The organism is Fictibacillus iocasae (assembly GCF_042665465.1).
Taxonomy (GTDB): Bacteria; Bacillota; Bacilli; order Bacillales; family Fictibacillaceae; genus Fictibacillus; species Fictibacillus iocasae.
Window position 1 is genome coordinate 1 of record NZ_JBHTCP010000044.1, and the last position, 16314, is coordinate 16314.

The following is a 16314-nucleotide window of genomic DNA, read 5'->3' on the forward strand; positions in this document are numbered from 1 at the left end:
ATAAAAAGCCACGTACTGGAACTGTTTGTGTCATCTTCAGTATAGTCACCGCATTCCCATTTTCATGCGGGGGTTGGGAGAGGACCGCTCATGATAGTTTTTATTCAACGTAATGAACCATATGAATATATAATAAGATGCTTACTAGACAGTTGGATGAAATTTCAATATACTGCTTTACACTCAACAACCACTGTTTTATACTGTAAATATAATTTTAAACTTAGGAAGTAGTGCTTACTGCTTCTAACTATATATACATAGGTTTCTACCGTTCTAACTGTTTTATGTTCCTAACGACTGAAGCTGTCATCGCCGACAAGCCTGAAGAAAACAAAGGCGGCGGCATGCCAGACATGGGCGGCATGGGAATGGGTGGAATGGGCGGCATGATGTAATAGCTGCTCGTTCATAATGGAATGAGTTAAATTAAAGAGGGTGTCCTGAGTACTTAAATGTACTGAGGGCACCTTTTTTTATTATTAGGGCAGTTCCTTTATTTTACAAATGTGTTAGAATTCTATATAACTGCAGCTCCTTAAGGAAGGAGAGCAATGCTTTATAATGTCAAATGGGATAGTTCGCAAACAAAACAAATTTACAAGGGTTTAAAAGATTCCGAGAGGTTAATGACCTATTTAGAGCAATCTTTATTGGACGCAGAACTCGTTCAGCTTATTGGAGAACATCCAGTACCTGATAAAGGAAGAGAATATGACGTGATGGTTTATTATCATCAGTCAAAACCTAAAAGAAGATTATTATCAGCTGCTCCCCGGCGTAATAATAAGCACATTCATGTCGTTCTTTTCAGAGGCATTTTAACTAAAGAGGAATTGATTAAAGAAGGATTTTAATTAGGGAATAATGCCGATCCTACTCCAGATATAAAGCTGCAATTAGAAGAAGAAATTGATGTATTGATTGAATTAATAAGAAAGAAAATTCAGCGTATTTAGTGGTTGATTTATATTAGTTTTGAGTAATGGCTTAACTGGTACCTGCACTAAATTTATCAAGAAGCGCGAGAACCGTCCCGGTGCTCTTTGAGGGACGGTTCTCGCGCTTTTTTTGCCCAAGATCTGTTCAGGGAGGAAGAAAAGAATCGTACGAGACCAGTGATCAGTGAAAAAATAGTATTTAAAAAAATCACTCACTTCAATTTCCTAATTATTAGAATTTAAAAACGAACATTGATATAAAACGGGGGATATTGAAACTGATATTCTTCTTTTTTATGACATTAATGCCGCAATTTTTTAAGCACGTGGATGGTTCTCTCGCTTCTTTTTTCTATTTGTGCTGTTAGAGCCTGACATCTTTTACACATTAAAAATGAGAAGGAAGGATATAAAGCTGCTTGTAATAAAGGCGGCTAACTTTGTTAGAAGCACGAGAACCGTCCCCATGCTTTTAACTTATTTCGACAAAAATTTATCGATTAATCCTAAATCTGCATGATTTAGATTCACGCCAAAGTGTGTTGTTTGGTTTACTTTCCAATGTCTTTTTACATTAATAAAATTTAAATCTCTGCTTTTAAATTGATAAAAACTTTTAATCATACTTATTTGTGGTGGAGATTTTAAAAATTGTACAATTTTCTTTGCCGTCAACTCTCCTTCAAGTATTTGAAACTTTTGTGTGGGTATATTAAATTCTTTTCCTTTATCAAAATACATCAACCTTGGAGCAGAACGATTTAAAAACTTTACAAACGCCGATTCATCTACAATATATACTCCATTAATAAGTAGAGGTGAACCCATCATAGAAGTTGTCAATATTATTCTGTGAGTATTTTTAGGAATAAAATTATCAGGTAAATCAAGTTGTTCTTTAACTAAAGATAGATTTTGTTCAAAAAATTCGGCTATCCTATTTATTTGAAGGGTTTCTTTTTTTAACTTATACAAGTGATTTGTATGCTGTCTTGTGGAGAATGGTTGAACGTGTGCTTTACATTCAACAAAAAACAATTCATCGTCTAAAACAAATGCTACATCACATTCATACTCGGTTTTTTTTGTTTTTTTATACAATCTAGAATTAATAATACCTTGTAAGTTTAAATCGTGTTTGGTACGTTCTTCAAACCCAGGTCCTCTAAAGTCCAAATCTAATCTTCTATTTAAGAAGTTTGAAGCAAGTGCCCTTGCTGCATCCGCGTTAGAGGTAAGAGTTGGAATAACAACTAGGTTATCATCTATTTTTACAAAAGGACAATCAATCATATCAAGAGAATTGCGATTAAAAGTAAATATATCTAAAATTGTTTCTGTTTCTTCTTGACTATATCCTTTAGATTTAAAAAACCTTATCCAATTAAGAACTGATTTACTTAAGCAAACTTTATCTAAACTAAACGATCTAATTTGATTTCTTCTTCGTAGAAAAGATTTGCTTTCCTCTATTAACAATTCATATGCATTTAACCAACGTGCAAGCGAAATTTTTTTCACTTTCTCTTTTAAAAAAATTGAACCGAAATATAATGTTGAAAACAAATAATTAAGAGATTCTTTTTTTTCCTTAATAATTTTATCGTATGGTATATTCTCTTGACCACTGTACTTACTTTGTATTTCTCCTATTGCATTCATTTGCCAGCCTTCCCGTAAGTTAAGAAATCTTTCATTAGATAACACGTTATTCAATTCAAAATCCTTATCACATATTTCAAAAAATAAAATATTATCCTTCTTTTGGATTTTAACATCTGAATATTTCCAATACTCTAGAAGGTCATTCAAGATTAACCAGATTTCACTAAACGACACATGTGTTTTAGAAACTTCCAAAACCCGAGGTGATATATTCCTTTTATTTCCTTTGAATGCATTTTTATTGTACATAAAATATTTTAATATCATTCCGCTAGATTCAATTGCGGAATCAAAGGAAGCTGTTAATACATTTGCTTTTAATTCTTGTAACTCCTTATTTACTATTTCATCCAAATGTAGTTCTAATGATACTAAATAAGATGCTACTTTATATTGCTCATCTATTTTTTCATTTTCTTCAAAATATTTAGTTCGTATCTGCTCAAATGATTTAAATAATTGTTCAAAATAGATCTTCTCTTGGACTAGATCTTCTATTTGGGAAAACTCGTCAATATCATGTGCTTTCCCCATGTAAATATTTAAAATATCTACAAATAACATATGATGCTTGTTACTTTCAAACAAGTCAACACTTATTCCTGAAGACTTTATAGCTTTTATTACTGCAGATATATCATTTTGTTCGTAAATGCTTTCTAAATACCTTATAAATTTATCTTTGTCTTCTTTTAACATGTTCTCTAATTTATAAAAATTGTAATGTTCTGGAATATCTAACATACACATACCACTCTTTTCACCTATATTCACTCAATAATTTACCATAAAAAGTTATTTAAAGGAATTAATGGAGTGAGTTTATCTTCGTTTTTATATTATTGAATTCATACTAATATTAAAAGAGTAGATGTCGCATATAAATTTATCTTTGATAGGCTGTTTTTCATATCTTCTCTTCAACAAGACTTCGACATCCTCCAGTTTGTCCTCCGTGGAGCACAGGGACGAGAAGCACTGGAACGGTTCTCGGGCTTCATTTGTTGTTTTTAAATAGTAACCTTTCAGGTTAATTGTGTAACCTAAAGTCTAATTCACTTGCATTGCACTGAGCATAAAAAAAAAGCATGAGAAGAACCGTCCTAGTGCTCCTACCCTACTTCTAAATAGTAGAAATTGTGGTTGTATGTGGAAATTGAGAAAGATTAGACTTTGCAAAATTTCGTTTAAAATATATATAATCAAAGAACGATAGCATATTTTTACAAAGGAGATGAGAAGGTTTAATGGATAAAGGAAGAGCGTTGATATTAGAAAATGCTGCAAGAGAAGCACTAGGTTTAAAAGAGCGTGGCGGACTTAACGGCCTTATTGATGCTGACCCAATTAGATACGGCCAAGCATTTTGGGTAATAGTAGCAGCTTTATCACCGTACTACAAAGAAGCTAATGAACATGGTAAGCAAGTGATTGAAGAATTATTAGACAGATATTCATTTTTAAAAGAAGACACAAGAGATGAAACATACTACGAAGGTGTTGTTAGCGCAGCTAAAGACATTAGAAAAATTATTAGACAATAGATATGAAGCGCTCAATTAGAGTGCTTTTTTATCTGTTACAAACATTTATAATGGATAATATAATTAGAGAAAAAGAGCACGGGGACGGTTCTCGTGCTTCTGTACGGACTTAAGGAATTGGAAGATAACAAAAAAGTGTCACGGTGTCACGTGTACTTAAATGTACACGGGGACTCTTTTTTTAAAACTACGCCATTTTACAATTTAGTGTGAGCAGTTAGCAGTTTTTAGCTGGAGAGTATTCATAGAAACACGCTCGATTGAAAGAGGAGCATGAGAACCGTCCCCATGCTTCACATGCTTCATAATTAGATAATATTTCTGTAAGAAAGAGGGTTAGTATGTTTATAGCTCAAATATTTTTTACTTTATTTGGTTTTTTTGGATACTACGCTTGGTTTGTATATTACTTCGGAATATTTTATGAAAACCTAAATAATCATGCTCCTATAAAAATTGCCACATTTATGCTGCTAATGTTATATAGCTTTTTAACATATACAAGATTTTTTTTAGGATACTATCAAGATCTTACAGATTTTGATACAGGTTATCCGGGTTATATTTTAACAATCTTGTTTTTATATCTTTCTAGGGAGTGGAATAAGATTATAGGAGTAATTTTTTCACTAATAATAGTTTTAATGACTATTTATTATGTATTTACACCTAGTTCTAACTCGGAAGAATTACATTATCAAATGTTTAATCTTACTATTCCAAACACAATTATGTTACTGCTAAATATTATTCTTTTGTTTACTGCTGACACCTTAGTTAAGCCGAGAAAAGAACAACTTAATAAATGAGAAGTACTGGGATAGTTCTTTGTTTACTGAGCATTATTTAATGAGCATGAAAAGCCTCCCCATGTTTCTTAAAAACCTTAAAGTGATACGAACTTGTAATACGGGGACGGTTCTCGTGCTCCTATTCTTTTTTTAGTTTGCCATTCTCGGGCTCTTAAAGATAACAAGATTTTTCCATCCTGCTCATTAAATACCTTAATTTACCCGACAATATTGTCCTTGCTCACCATAGTATTATCCCACAATGCAATTTCCCAAATAAATACTCAACGTGTTAACCTTATCCCAAATATTTTTCCGAGGTGATGAGATGAAGTACAGGCGCTTAGGTAAAACAAATCTAGATATTTCCGTTGTTGGGATTGGGACATGGCAGTACGGTGGAGAGTGGGGAAAGGATTTTACCCAGCTGGAAGTGGATTCTATTTTGGATAAGGCGAAGGAAATGGGCATTAATTTCATTGATACTGCTGAATGTTATGGTGATCATCTGTCAGAGAGCCTGATTGGCGGATATCTTAGCGGAACCAACAGGGAGGATTGGATTGTTGCCACAAAATTCGGCCACCATTTTCATGGGAATTTTGAGCGGAGCAGGCAATGGAGTGCGGAGGATGTGTTGAAGCAGCTGGATGCTTCTCTTAAAGCACTGAAAACGGAGTACATCGATTTATATCAGGCGCATTCTTGCTCGGACGAGGAATTTAATAATGACGAGCTTTGGACGATGCTTGATAAGCAGGTACAAGCCGGTAAAATACGGCACTTAGGTGTTTCACTTAAGACAAATGATGAGAGTTACCAAACAGACAAGGCGACAGAGGTCAATGTCGGTGCCATTCAGGTCGTGTACAATCGTTTAGACCGAGCACCAGAAGAAACAATTTTTCCATCAAGCATAAAACAAGATCTGGGCGTCCTTGCGCGTGTTCCGCTCGCAAGCGGGTATTTAAGCGGGAAGTATAAGCCAGGAGCCGTCTTCAGCCATGACGATGTTCGTTCCAAGCATGACAGAGAAGAAACGGCACGACTATTGGAGGAAGTGGAGAAGATTCGTGCTGCCGAAGTTCCGGAAGTTGTTCACATGTCTACTTGGGCATTAGCATGGTGTTTGAAGCATCCTGCTGTTACCTCCGTCATCCCTGGCTGTAAAAATCCAGAACAAGTGGAACTCAACGCCAAAGCCGCAGACTTTGTTGAAAATAATCATGCTCAGAGTGTGAATCCATGATAACTAAGTAAGCCCCAGCTGTAATGGCTGGGGTTTGTTTTTGTTCCATTTTTTAATTGCATGATAAAAATGGGGAGGAGCAGCCAGAATTAACAAACTAGTAAATTTCAAAATTATGATTTTAATAAAATAAAAAAGAAAAATCACAAGGAATATACATATTATGGTCGAATAATTAATCTTTGGAAAGATAGAAGTCTTTAAAGGAATATATAAAAGGTGGAGGAATTTAAGTGGTTAAAAAGTTTTATCTCGTTTTATTAATGGTGATCATCATGAGCAGTTTCACAATTGGCAATGTAAATGCCGCGCAAACAAAGAATGAAAGCAATGAAGCTGTTCAAGGAATGATTAAAGAAAATGGTACTCCGATAAAAAACTCTTTGGTTTTAATAGGTGAAGTGGGCAAGAAAAACTGGAATCATGTCGTTACTGACGCTAACGGATCATTTAAAGCAAAATTATCAGATGGTGACTATGTGATTAAGAGTGTTAAGGAGAAAAATAAATCTTGGTACAGTGCCAATGAAAAATTCACTGTAAATGATAGTAAGATTAAAGGTTTGAAAAAAGGGGAGATAAATCTTTCCGAGACGAAACAATTAAAGAAGTCTTTAAAACAAGACATTAATTTAAAAGGTGTATTAAAGGAAGGAAATAAAGGATTAAAGGCTGATTTAGTTATATCAAAATATGGTGAAAATGAGGAAGGAACTTATACCGTTGCATCTAAAGGCAACGGAAGTTTTTCTGCTTCATTGTCTGACGGAAACTATATGATAGTTGGAATAGAAGTTGATGGTGGTTTTTATCGTTATGAGAAAAGGTTTACAGTAGCGGATGGAAAAGTATTAGTAGACGGTGAGCCCAAAAACAATCTATCCATTAACATCCCTGTCAATAAACATGCAGGAATCGTTAAAGATTCAGCATCATCGCTATCAGAAGCAACGATTGTATTAGAGAAACGTCTCCTTAATGAAGAATATGAAACGGAACTGATTGAAACGGTTGTAACAAACAAAAAAGGAGAATTCTCTTTAAGAGAATTAGCCGATGGTGAATATGAAATTAGTGTGTATCATGAAACATACGTTGCATGGAAGAAAGAAAATTTTAAAGTGGTTGAAGGAACCGTTTATGTTAATGGTTTCGATGCATCAGTCATTGAAATCGTGGTGCCAGATATTAACCTAAAAGGTACTTTACAAGATGATATACAGCCAATTACCGATGCTAATGTTAACTTTGAAGGAGAGACAGCAGAAGGAGAATATGTTGGCTTTGGTACGCCTGTAGATTCAGAAGGTAATTTCCAATATAGACTTCAGGATGGAAAATATAAAGTTGTCTCTATCGATGAAAAAAGTAGATCTACACTGGTGAATAGTCCATTTGAAATACGTGACGGAAAGCTGATTCAAAATGGTGAATCATCAGCCTTGAATATTCATTTACCCTCCGTTACTTTTAATGGGAAGCTGCTTGAAGAGTCAGGGAATGCACTTCAAGGTGGGGTGTATGTGGAACGTGTTTCAGAAGAAGGCAGCACTGAATCGTACCATGCATACACTGATGAAACAGGAATTTATTCACTTCGCTTGAAGGATGGGACCTACCGAGTAACGGGTGGTCATTTAAATGGTGAAGGTGAAGATTTGGCTTTCTCTACAATGTTCGAAATTATTAACGGCAAACTTTTTGTGGATGGTCAAGAACAGTCTCTTTTAGAACTAAAGCTGCCTGCTGTCAGTGTACAGGGGCTCGTTCAAGATGGAGATACTCCTGCATCGAATGGGTATATATCGGTTAGTTCAGAAGACGGGACCTTTTATACCTGGGAAAGCCTTAACCCGGATGGGACATTCAAAATGCGTCTTGCAGATGGAAGTTATCGAATAAATGATATTCAATTAGAAGATGGAACAAATGCATCTATTAATCAATCGTTCTCTATCCAAGACGGTAAGACATATGTAAATGGCCAATTACAAGAAGTACTAAAAATTACTGTTCCGCCAATAACGTTAACGGGAACAATTACAGATTCAGGAAACCCTATTTCGGGTGATATTTATATTATGGAGATGAATGATGCGGATAGTCCTTTAGAAGCTCGAGCCTCGGCAAATGAAGAAGGAAAATTCCATTTGCGCCTTCCGGATGGTGAGTACAAGGTGTATACCGTATATTTACATGACGGTACAACGTTCAGTTCTGGAAAAGAGTTCAGCATTGTATCGGGTCAGTTATACGAGAATGGGGAGCTTTCACAACAACTTAACATTGCAGTTGATCCGGTGACGGTAACAGGTACTGTGAAGAACGGAGAGGAGCCAGTGGCAGAAGGCTCTTTATATATCAACTCAATTGATGGAAATTGGATTGCTGGAAATCCTAGCTTGATTCAAAACGGATTTTACCAAAAGCGCCTGCCAGATGGTGAATATTTGATCTCCATGGTAGAAGATTATCAACAGGGAATATTCAATTTTGATAAAAAGTTCTCTATCATAGAAGGAAAAATGATAGTTGATGGACAGGAAGTAAATTCCCTCGACATCAATCTGCAAGACGGCTGGCAATAAGATTTTAAAAAAGTAAATCATGAACTAACCCGAATCATGTGCACTTGTAAAAGCGTCCATTATTCGGGTTTTTGTGTTTTTTTGCCAAGTTTTCGTGCTTTTTAAGGAGAAGAAGAGCGTGTTCCACGTGCTTAGTTTCGTCCACATTCTCGTTCATCTACAAAACAAGTAAAGAAAGGATATGAATCCAACTTATCGAATGAAGTAGAAAGTAAATCATACGGAGGGATGTCACCGTGGCAAAGCTAATCTATCATGTGGCAACGACACTGGACAACTTTATCGCAGATGTAAATAGGGACGCAGGCAGTTCTATCTTCATGGATGAAGGGGATCATGTTACGGACTTTATCCATGATACCCAGCAATATGATGCGGTGTTAATGGGTGGAAAAACGTATGAATATGGTTTTCAATTTGGCCTTAAACCGGGTGAACCAAGCCCTTTTCCATTGAAACAATATATCTTTTCGAGCACGATGCAGTTTGATTCAAACGATCAAGTGGAGCTCATTAAGAACGATGCAACAGATTTCATCCGGAATCTAAAAAATAAGGAAGACGGCAAGCTGTGGCTTTGTGGGGGCGGTGAGCTGGCCGGTTCATTGATTGAACATCAACTCATCGATCAATTAATCTTAAAGGTGAATCCTATTATAATCGGTGATGGCATACCCTTGTTCGGCAGTAGCAAGCCTCGATTGAACTTGGAATTAGTCTCTTTGAAATACTATTCGAACGGTGTTGTTAAACCGACTTATAATATAATTTATTCTTAGTTAATGAATGAATCCAATAGAGCAGAGCGTGCTATTTATGGAGGAACTAAGCATGGAAACGGTGATTGAGAATATCTTAGCAGGCTTGAAGAATCGACTGCACGACGGCAAATTGATGATACAGAGTTCCGGCGGGTATTGTTATGAGGCGGAGTGCCTCTTTCATGAGCCTTTAACTGAATATGTGATGCAGCAGTTTGAAAGGCAAACGTTATTCACACTGCCTAAAGAGTATAGGCAATTTTTATTGCTTCATAATGGAATGACGTTGTTTAAGGGTACATTTGAAGGTCATATTGAGCTCTATCGATTGGAAGACATCCCTAATCACTATAAGACGTTTCGTGATGCGTTTTCCTCTTATTTAGACGACGATAAGAAAGATTCTTATCCGATCGGATATTACACGAATATAGGAATGATAATGATTCATAACGGTAAGGCGAAGGACGGTAAAGAGGATTACTTATGGATCACCTCAATAGATTCCATCGTCCTGCCTCACCATTTCCAAACCTGGCTGGATCGAACCATCATTTCACAAGGCAGCCCATATTGGTCGTGGTGTGACTAGCGATTTATTTGGAGGTGAAGGAAAACTAATTGATACCAGGGTACTCCACTTGCTTTTCAGTATACGATTCCATGATGATTTCATCCTTGTCATTCTTATAGTAATAATACGTTCTACTATCGTCTTTTAGCTTCACGCTAACCATCCAATTTTTATTTCCTCTTAAATTAGCTATAAACGGTTCAGCCGTAACAATATTCTCTTCAGATATCTTTTTCTCGCTAGTTAAAAAGTGTAATACGTCCTCTTTTACATCATTTTTCTTATAAGTGATATACCCATACACAGAACCTATCAATAACAAAACAATACCTATCATGATTCCCAGCTTTTTCAACATACGATACCCCCTCTAGTTTTTTCTACCATTGTTAAACCCTCTGCTGCTTCTGGCGGCTCAAAATATGCCGAGAAAACAGGGTTGATAGATTGCCCTGTTTTTTTATGTCCAATTTAGCACATTATTAACAATTAATGGTTTTAAATCGTTTGGATTGTGTTATTAAAATCAGTAATAGTTCTTTAGTTTTAGTTCATATTTATCATTCGGATTGGAGGGAGAGTATTAATTAATCTTAACACGTTAAAACACTGTTCAAGTCAAGGGGAAAGTAAAAAATAAAGTAAGGTAGTGATATAAATGGGGAAAATACAAATAAAGTATGAAAACATTGCGGAAGTATTAAAAGGTATGCAAGTAGCTTCTGCTAAATTAAATAGGAATTTTCCTGAAAGTTTATTTGAAGGAAATCAATTAGATACAATAAACGAACTAAAGGATATAAATGAATCATTTGAAAAGTTGATTGAAAACTACAAGAATCTTTTACATAAAAATCAACTTATGGTAACTCAATCGGTAGCCTTAATGAAGGAAACAGATAATAATTTGAAAAGTGCTATGTCAGTAAATAGTGTGATTCAAAAATGATGAAACTATTGGATAGATTCATCTTAGAAGAAAGTGTCAATATTCTTATAAAACACCTTGAGCATCTAATTACAGAAATTGAGGAGATTGAAAGAACAATTGAAGGCTTAATCAACTTAAAGGATTCATTTACGGGAAATGGTGCGGAGGCTATTAAATTATATTATTTAACGTGCCATCAACCTTTTATTCTTAAATTAAAGCAAGTTATATCTATGTATTCAACTAAACTTTCACATTGCGGTAAATCATTCCAAGCGTTTGAGCCAAGTATGAATGGGTTTGTAAGAACAGATTTTTTACAAGGTGAGCTTACAAATGCTTTAAATAAAACAAATCAAGTTACCAATGATTTAATTAAAAATGCTAATCAGGTTATTTCTTCAGTATCAGACATTATTTTTCTTCCGCAGTTTGATGGTGAGAGTTTTGAGGAAGAGGTAATATATGCAAATAAACAAATAACTAAAACCATTAATGACCTTGAAGAAGTGGATGGTTTAAACGTTCAATCATTTAATGAATTGAAGGCTGCCTTAGAGTTGTTAAGTACGTACATTAGTGAAATAAATTTAAATACAACCTTTAATAGTAGGCTTGAAAATTTTAATAGCTTACAGTTGCTATCTATCCCCTCGCATTCAAGATTGCATTCGAGTTTAAATTCTTCATTTAATACACTAAAAGTGACTACTAATTCTTATCAAAAATTTGCTGATAAGAAAGTATATACTGACTTTTTAATGAGCAGCTGGTTTGAACTTAAGTTGTATCCCAGCACTTATGAAGATCAGAAAAAAAATTACATTGTCGGGCAGAAGGTAACGAATGGAGATGTTACATTAGAAACTTCTGCAGGGAAACTAGAGAATAAATGGTCTGAACCAAATCAATTTGGGGGGAGCAGTTCATTTAGCGGAATTCATGTTAGTGCAAAACATGATACATCCATTATCGATACCAGTTTTACACAAGATATTGGCTCAGCTGAAGTAGAGGCAAGTGCAGGAGGAAAGTCGTTCTTCCCACTGTTAAAAGCTGGTGGAGCAGTTTATTCTAGTAAAGTACGTACGCAATTAGATAAAGAGATTCCCTTATTTGGAAGCACTGGTTTAGAGGCAAAAGGAGAAGTGTTAAAAGCAAACGCATATGCTGGTGTAGATAATAGCTCCGTTGGAATAAGCGCAAAGACTGCTGTTGCTGAGGGAGAGGTTTCTGGCATACTACCATTACCATTTACAGACTACAACTTAAAAGGTACAACTGGAGTTTCGGCTTTTGGCCTTGGAGGAGAAGCGAAGATCGGAAAAGAAATTGTATTAGATCTTCGTTTATTAATTGGAGTCAAAATTGGTTTGAGTTTAGAAAAAGAAGAATAATGTTTAGGAGGAGTAAAATGAAACAGGGAGACATCAATTCAATTAGTATTAATAAAGGTGAAGAACTTTTGCCTATTGGTACCGTGCTCTTACTAAATGGAATAACTCAGCCACTAATGGTTTATGGGAGAATGCAACAACAGTCGGAAAATAAAAAGGTGTGGGACTATGTGGCTTGTCCATATCCTCAAGGACATCTTTCAGAAGAAACCAATATTTTTTTTCAGCATAGTCAAATTTATAAGCTTCTTTTTAAAGGGTTTGAAACCGAAGGTGAAACACGATTAAAAGAAAAACTTAAAATTTTAAGTATGAGGAAATAATATGAAATTATTAACTTGGTTTATTGAACCTTATTCTATTGTTAAAAATGAAATGAGTTATCTAAGTAAATTAAAAAAGAATCAAAACACTTCCAGTCAAGAGATTTCAAGAATTTATCAGCTTCAATCATTTAATATTCTTCTTACTATAGTCTATTCCGTGTTTTTTATTGCTTTTATTGTTTATACAATTATGCTATTTGTAGTAAATTTATATGCTTTATCAGGCATCATAGTTGGCTTAGTTATGATGACTGTAATTAAACTAGTTCTGAAAAAAAGATATTTAAAGAGAAGGGATGCATTTCTTAAGGATGATCCTAGATTAATTAAACCGTAACCATGAAAGGATTTTTTTAAATGGCTAAAAAAATACTATATGTAATGGTGATATCGCTAATGGTATTGACCGGTTGTAGTGTGGAAGTCGTGTCAGATGACGAGGTCAAGAAGGAAAAGACTTTTAAAGATAAACAAACGTATTTATTAAATTTTATTAATAAGGACATTGAGAAGATTGCCAATCATGAAACGAAAGCGAATTTAGCTTTAGGCACAGTTGCCGGAGCAAATTTTAGAAGTGATAAGGAATTGCATGAGATGCTCACTAATACGGTCCTTCCTGAATACGAAAAGGCCGTTCAGGCAACAAAGGAGTTAGATGTTGAAATGAAGGAACTAGAGCCGCTGGTTAAATTATTAAAAGATTCTATCTCCACGTATTACGAGGGATTATTGCTTGAAAAAGAAGCACTGGAAAAAAGAGATATGAATATTCTTGAAGAATCGAATGCGAAAGCTGAAGAATATTTTGTCATCATCAACCAATACCACGATGGAATGAAAAAGCTAGCGAAAAAATATAAGATTGATTACGAACCGAGTTTTTTTAATAAAGGTCAATGATTGCAATTATAAATAGCAGGCTTAATTGAAAATGAATATGGACGAAGACCATTTCTCAAGGAAGATGGTCTTTTTGCAATGGTCCGGCATGGAAACCACCTAAGGGGTATCAAACGTTTAAGCTGAATTGGGGATAGACGAATAAGGTTCTCCGCTATTCATAAAAATCATGTAACTCCATACATTTATGGTTTATCCTTCCATATTAAGGGGAATTGCAATATCGAAACGGAACTGAAATATTGTTGAAATACTTTTAATCAAATGAACTGGGAGGATTTTTGAATGAGTAGAAAAGGAAGTTACCTTGTATTACTGGTTATGCTGATGATTGTGGCAGCGGGGTGCAGTGGAGGCGCATCTGGCGACGGTAAGAGCGATTTGGTGGAAGTGTCAGTGGCGGACGCTTCATACATACTGACTGGGGAGGATGACGGCGTATCGGAAAAAGATACGGGGATTCTGATGGTCAACTTGAAGGTAAAAAACACCTCCGACGAAGCGGTGACCATCTCTTCAGGAAATGGAATCAAGCTATATAAAGGAGAACAGGAGCTAAGCCCGAAAAGAGATGTTTTTGATCCTGATTTGAAACTGGAGCCAGACATGTCTGGGAGCATCGGAGCCAACAAAGTAAAGACCATCCCTGCTTTTTTTGAAGTGGAAAAGGGACAGAAATATGAGATCGGCATTACACCGCGCACGGAGGATTATGAAGAAAAGCCAAAGGAAGTTACCTTGAAGCTGGATACAACAAAATATGCAGACAGCCTGGATAAGATCGAGGATCCTGCGAGAGCGTTGACCGCGTACATTGAAGCTATCTATCTGGATAAGGAAAACCCAGATTTTGAAAAGCTTGTCTCCGCTGATAAGCAGGCACTGCAGGAAGAAGCCAAATCCAACTTCAACGACAGTCTGAAAAGTATTGTATACAATACGATACCCGCGCCTGAAGTGGATAAGCACTATAACAGCTTTAAATCCGTGCTTGCAAAAAAGACAGAATATAAAGCCGAGACAAAGGCGTATGCCAATGATCGGGCCGTCGTTAAGATTGAATATACCACAATAGATGTAGATGACTCTTATGAGATCATAGCAGACATTCAGAAGGAATATAGAGAAAAAACCGGTGATTTTGACTCCAAAAGGGCTCAAAGTTTCGCCATGCAAAATTTTGAAACGGTGCTGAATATGCTGGAAGTTCAGCCAGGAAGGGATCCATTGGAAATTAAAATGGTGAAGAAGGATGGCAAGTGGTCAATCGATAAGGGAGACTACAATAGTGAGAGACTTGTCGAAGTATTTGCAACAGGATCGCGCTAATAAAAGGGACAGCAGAAGATGTAGCTGCTGACTATTCAGCAGCTGGTCATTGGTTAATAGCTTGTCTACAAAAGCACGGGACCATTCTCGTGCTTTATTTTCTATGATTGAACTATGTATAACCCACGCTCTTGTATAATGGGCTTGAAAAGAAAGGAGAACAGCATCCATGAATAGGTGTGGTGAAATAAAATGAGTAAAATGTTGAACTGGTTCATTGAGCCATATTCCTTGACGATTAATGAACTGAGGTATTTGAAAGAAATAAGCGGAAAAACAGAGTCGGCGAAAGAAAGAATGAGAATCAGAGAGTTACAGGCGTTTAATATTGTTTACCTGCTCTTTATTTCTGGATTTCTTATACTCTCCATTGTTTATGTAATTCTCTCTTTTATTACGGCATGGTATGCTTTTACATCCCTGATCATCTCCCTGCCGATGATCGCACTGGCAAAACGTATGCAGAAAAAACGCTATTTTAAACGACGGGATGCTTATATCAAAAACGACGTAAGCTTGATTAAGCCGGATTGACAGATTGAAAGCAACGCTAGGGTACTTGTGCTTCACGTTCGTTTTCAAGGTATTATGTACTCCTAGGTAACAAAGGGGATATAACGATGATCATTGAGAAGAGATTATCATTAAAAGAAAGCAGAATGGGGCCAACATTTTTTTCAATTTTATTCCTTGCCTTAATGGGAAGTGTTATGCCGGAATGGTCAACAATAATCGCAGTGGTGAATTTCAGTTTAGCTGCAATTGCCATCACCATTATCATTGCCGCATGGTTAAGAGTGAAGAATACAAAAGATTATTTTTCGATTATGAGTTATTGCCTCTTATTCATTTTTGCCATTGCTGGTGCTCAGCCCGTCATACGATTATTTTGGTATGCTGGCCATTCGTTCTGGATTGTACTGAGTGTCTTTTGGAGTCTTGTTTTTTTAGTAAGTACCATGTTTAGGAAGAAAGCGTTCAAATCATTTAAAGATCCTGAGCAGTCCAAAGCATTAAAGGTCATTTACATCATCATTGGTTTTATTAGCTTAGTAGCTGGACCCGCTATTTTCGTTGGTGAAAGTATACTTCAGGGGTATTTCGACATGCATGCAGGGATGGTCATTGCTGGGCTTTTCCTATATATCCTATCGTTGATTTTACTTGTTTTAATTCCAGCTTTCCTTAACAAAGCGGATGCATCTGAAGAATAGAAAATGGTTGGATGGCCTTTTCATATGAAATGTCTTTCATCCTTTTGAAATGGGCTACTTTCCTCGTGTTCATCCTTTCTCCTTCTAAGCCAACGCTAGTT

General features: G+C 35.8%; 17 protein-coding genes and 1 pseudogene. 16 read left to right on the plus strand and 2 right to left on the minus strand.

Annotated features, from left to right (window positions below; translation table 11 throughout):
* Positions 1-287: 287 nt before the first annotated feature.
* Both ACFQPF_RS12865 and ACFQPF_RS12870 read left to right on the plus strand, forming a co-directional pair.
* Positions 288-398 (plus strand): annotated as a pseudogene (locus ACFQPF_RS12865) (TCP-1/cpn60 chaperonin family protein); the annotation flags it as partial.
* A gap of 156 nt (positions 399-554) precedes the next feature.
* The gene (locus ACFQPF_RS12870) at positions 555-857 is read left to right on the plus strand and encodes a hypothetical protein (protein WP_379750144.1); all 303 of its coding nucleotides are present in this window, start codon (positions 555-557) and stop codon (positions 855-857) included.
* A 561-nt stretch (positions 858-1418) separates the two neighbouring features.
* Here ACFQPF_RS12870 and ACFQPF_RS12875 read toward each other — a convergent pair.
* Entirely contained in the window at positions 1419-3350 is a 1932-nt protein-coding gene (locus ACFQPF_RS12875) for a hypothetical protein (protein ID WP_379750145.1), read from the minus strand.
* A gap of 503 nt (positions 3351-3853) precedes the next feature.
* Here ACFQPF_RS12875 and ACFQPF_RS12880 point away from each other — a divergent pair.
* From ACFQPF_RS12880 to ACFQPF_RS12905, 6 genes are all read left to right on the plus strand, one after another.
* Positions 3854-4150: a hypothetical protein gene (locus ACFQPF_RS12880; protein WP_379750146.1), complete on the plus strand. Its 297-nt coding sequence runs from the start codon at positions 3854-3856 to the stop codon at positions 4148-4150.
* A gap of 341 nt (positions 4151-4491) precedes the next feature.
* The gene (locus ACFQPF_RS12885) at positions 4492-4959 is read left to right on the plus strand and encodes a hypothetical protein (protein WP_379750147.1); all 468 of its coding nucleotides are present in this window, start codon (positions 4492-4494) and stop codon (positions 4957-4959) included.
* A 310-nt stretch (positions 4960-5269) separates the two neighbouring features.
* Positions 5270-6190 carry an aldo/keto reductase gene (locus ACFQPF_RS12890; protein ID WP_379750148.1) on the plus strand — a complete coding sequence of 307 codons (921 nt, stop codon included), beginning with the start codon at positions 5270-5272 and terminating at the stop codon, positions 6188-6190.
* Positions 6191-6423: 233 nt separating this feature from the next.
* Positions 6424-8778 (plus strand): carboxypeptidase-like regulatory domain-containing protein, encoded by a 2355-nt coding sequence (locus tag ACFQPF_RS12895; protein WP_379750149.1) that lies wholly within the window; start codon positions 6424-6426, stop codon positions 8776-8778.
* Between the two features lie 236 nt (positions 8779-9014).
* The gene (locus ACFQPF_RS12900) at positions 9015-9557 is read left to right on the plus strand and encodes a dihydrofolate reductase family protein (protein ID WP_379750150.1); all 543 of its coding nucleotides are present in this window, start codon (positions 9015-9017) and stop codon (positions 9555-9557) included.
* 52 nt (positions 9558-9609) lie between these two features.
* Positions 9610-10131, plus strand: coding sequence for an SMI1/KNR4 family protein (locus tag ACFQPF_RS12905; RefSeq protein ID WP_379750151.1), 522 nt, complete (start codon positions 9610-9612; stop codon positions 10129-10131).
* A gap of 25 nt (positions 10132-10156) precedes the next feature.
* Here ACFQPF_RS12905 and ACFQPF_RS12910 read toward each other — a convergent pair whose 3' ends face one another.
* Positions 10157-10471, minus strand: coding sequence for a hypothetical protein (locus ACFQPF_RS12910; protein WP_379750152.1), 315 nt, complete (start codon positions 10469-10471; stop codon positions 10157-10159).
* A gap of 300 nt (positions 10472-10771) precedes the next feature.
* Here ACFQPF_RS12910 and ACFQPF_RS12915 point away from each other — a divergent pair, with 300 nt between their 5' ends.
* From ACFQPF_RS12915 to ACFQPF_RS12950, 8 genes are all read left to right on the plus strand, one after another.
* Positions 10772-11062, plus strand: a complete 291-nt coding sequence (locus tag ACFQPF_RS12915) for a DUF5344 family protein (RefSeq protein WP_379750153.1) — start codon at positions 10772-10774, stop codon at positions 11060-11062.
* Positions 11059-12441: a T7SS effector LXG polymorphic toxin gene (locus ACFQPF_RS12920; protein ID WP_379750154.1), complete on the plus strand. Its 1383-nt coding sequence runs from the start codon at positions 11059-11061 to the stop codon at positions 12439-12441. Before ACFQPF_RS12915 ends, ACFQPF_RS12920 begins: the two co-directional genes overlap by 4 nt.
* A gap of 17 nt (positions 12442-12458) precedes the next feature.
* Positions 12459-12764: a DUF4176 domain-containing protein gene (locus tag ACFQPF_RS12925; protein WP_379750155.1), complete on the plus strand. Its 306-nt coding sequence runs from the start codon at positions 12459-12461 to the stop codon at positions 12762-12764.
* A 1-nt stretch (position 12765) separates the two neighbouring features.
* Entirely contained in the window at positions 12766-13104 is a 339-nt protein-coding gene (locus ACFQPF_RS12930) for a hypothetical protein (RefSeq protein ID WP_379750156.1), read from the plus strand.
* Between the two features lie 20 nt (positions 13105-13124).
* Positions 13125-13670, plus strand: a complete 546-nt coding sequence (locus tag ACFQPF_RS12935) for a hypothetical protein (protein ID WP_379750157.1) — start codon at positions 13125-13127, stop codon at positions 13668-13670.
* Positions 13671-13955: 285 nt separating this feature from the next.
* Entirely contained in the window at positions 13956-14999 is a 1044-nt protein-coding gene (locus tag ACFQPF_RS12940) for a DUF5105 domain-containing protein (protein WP_379750158.1), read from the plus strand.
* A gap of 192 nt (positions 15000-15191) precedes the next feature.
* The gene (locus ACFQPF_RS12945) at positions 15192-15533 is read left to right on the plus strand and encodes a hypothetical protein (protein WP_379750159.1); all 342 of its coding nucleotides are present in this window, start codon (positions 15192-15194) and stop codon (positions 15531-15533) included.
* A gap of 86 nt (positions 15534-15619) precedes the next feature.
* The gene (locus ACFQPF_RS12950) at positions 15620-16213 is read left to right on the plus strand and encodes a hypothetical protein (RefSeq protein ID WP_379750160.1); all 594 of its coding nucleotides are present in this window, start codon (positions 15620-15622) and stop codon (positions 16211-16213) included.
* Positions 16214-16314 lie beyond the last annotated feature (101 nt).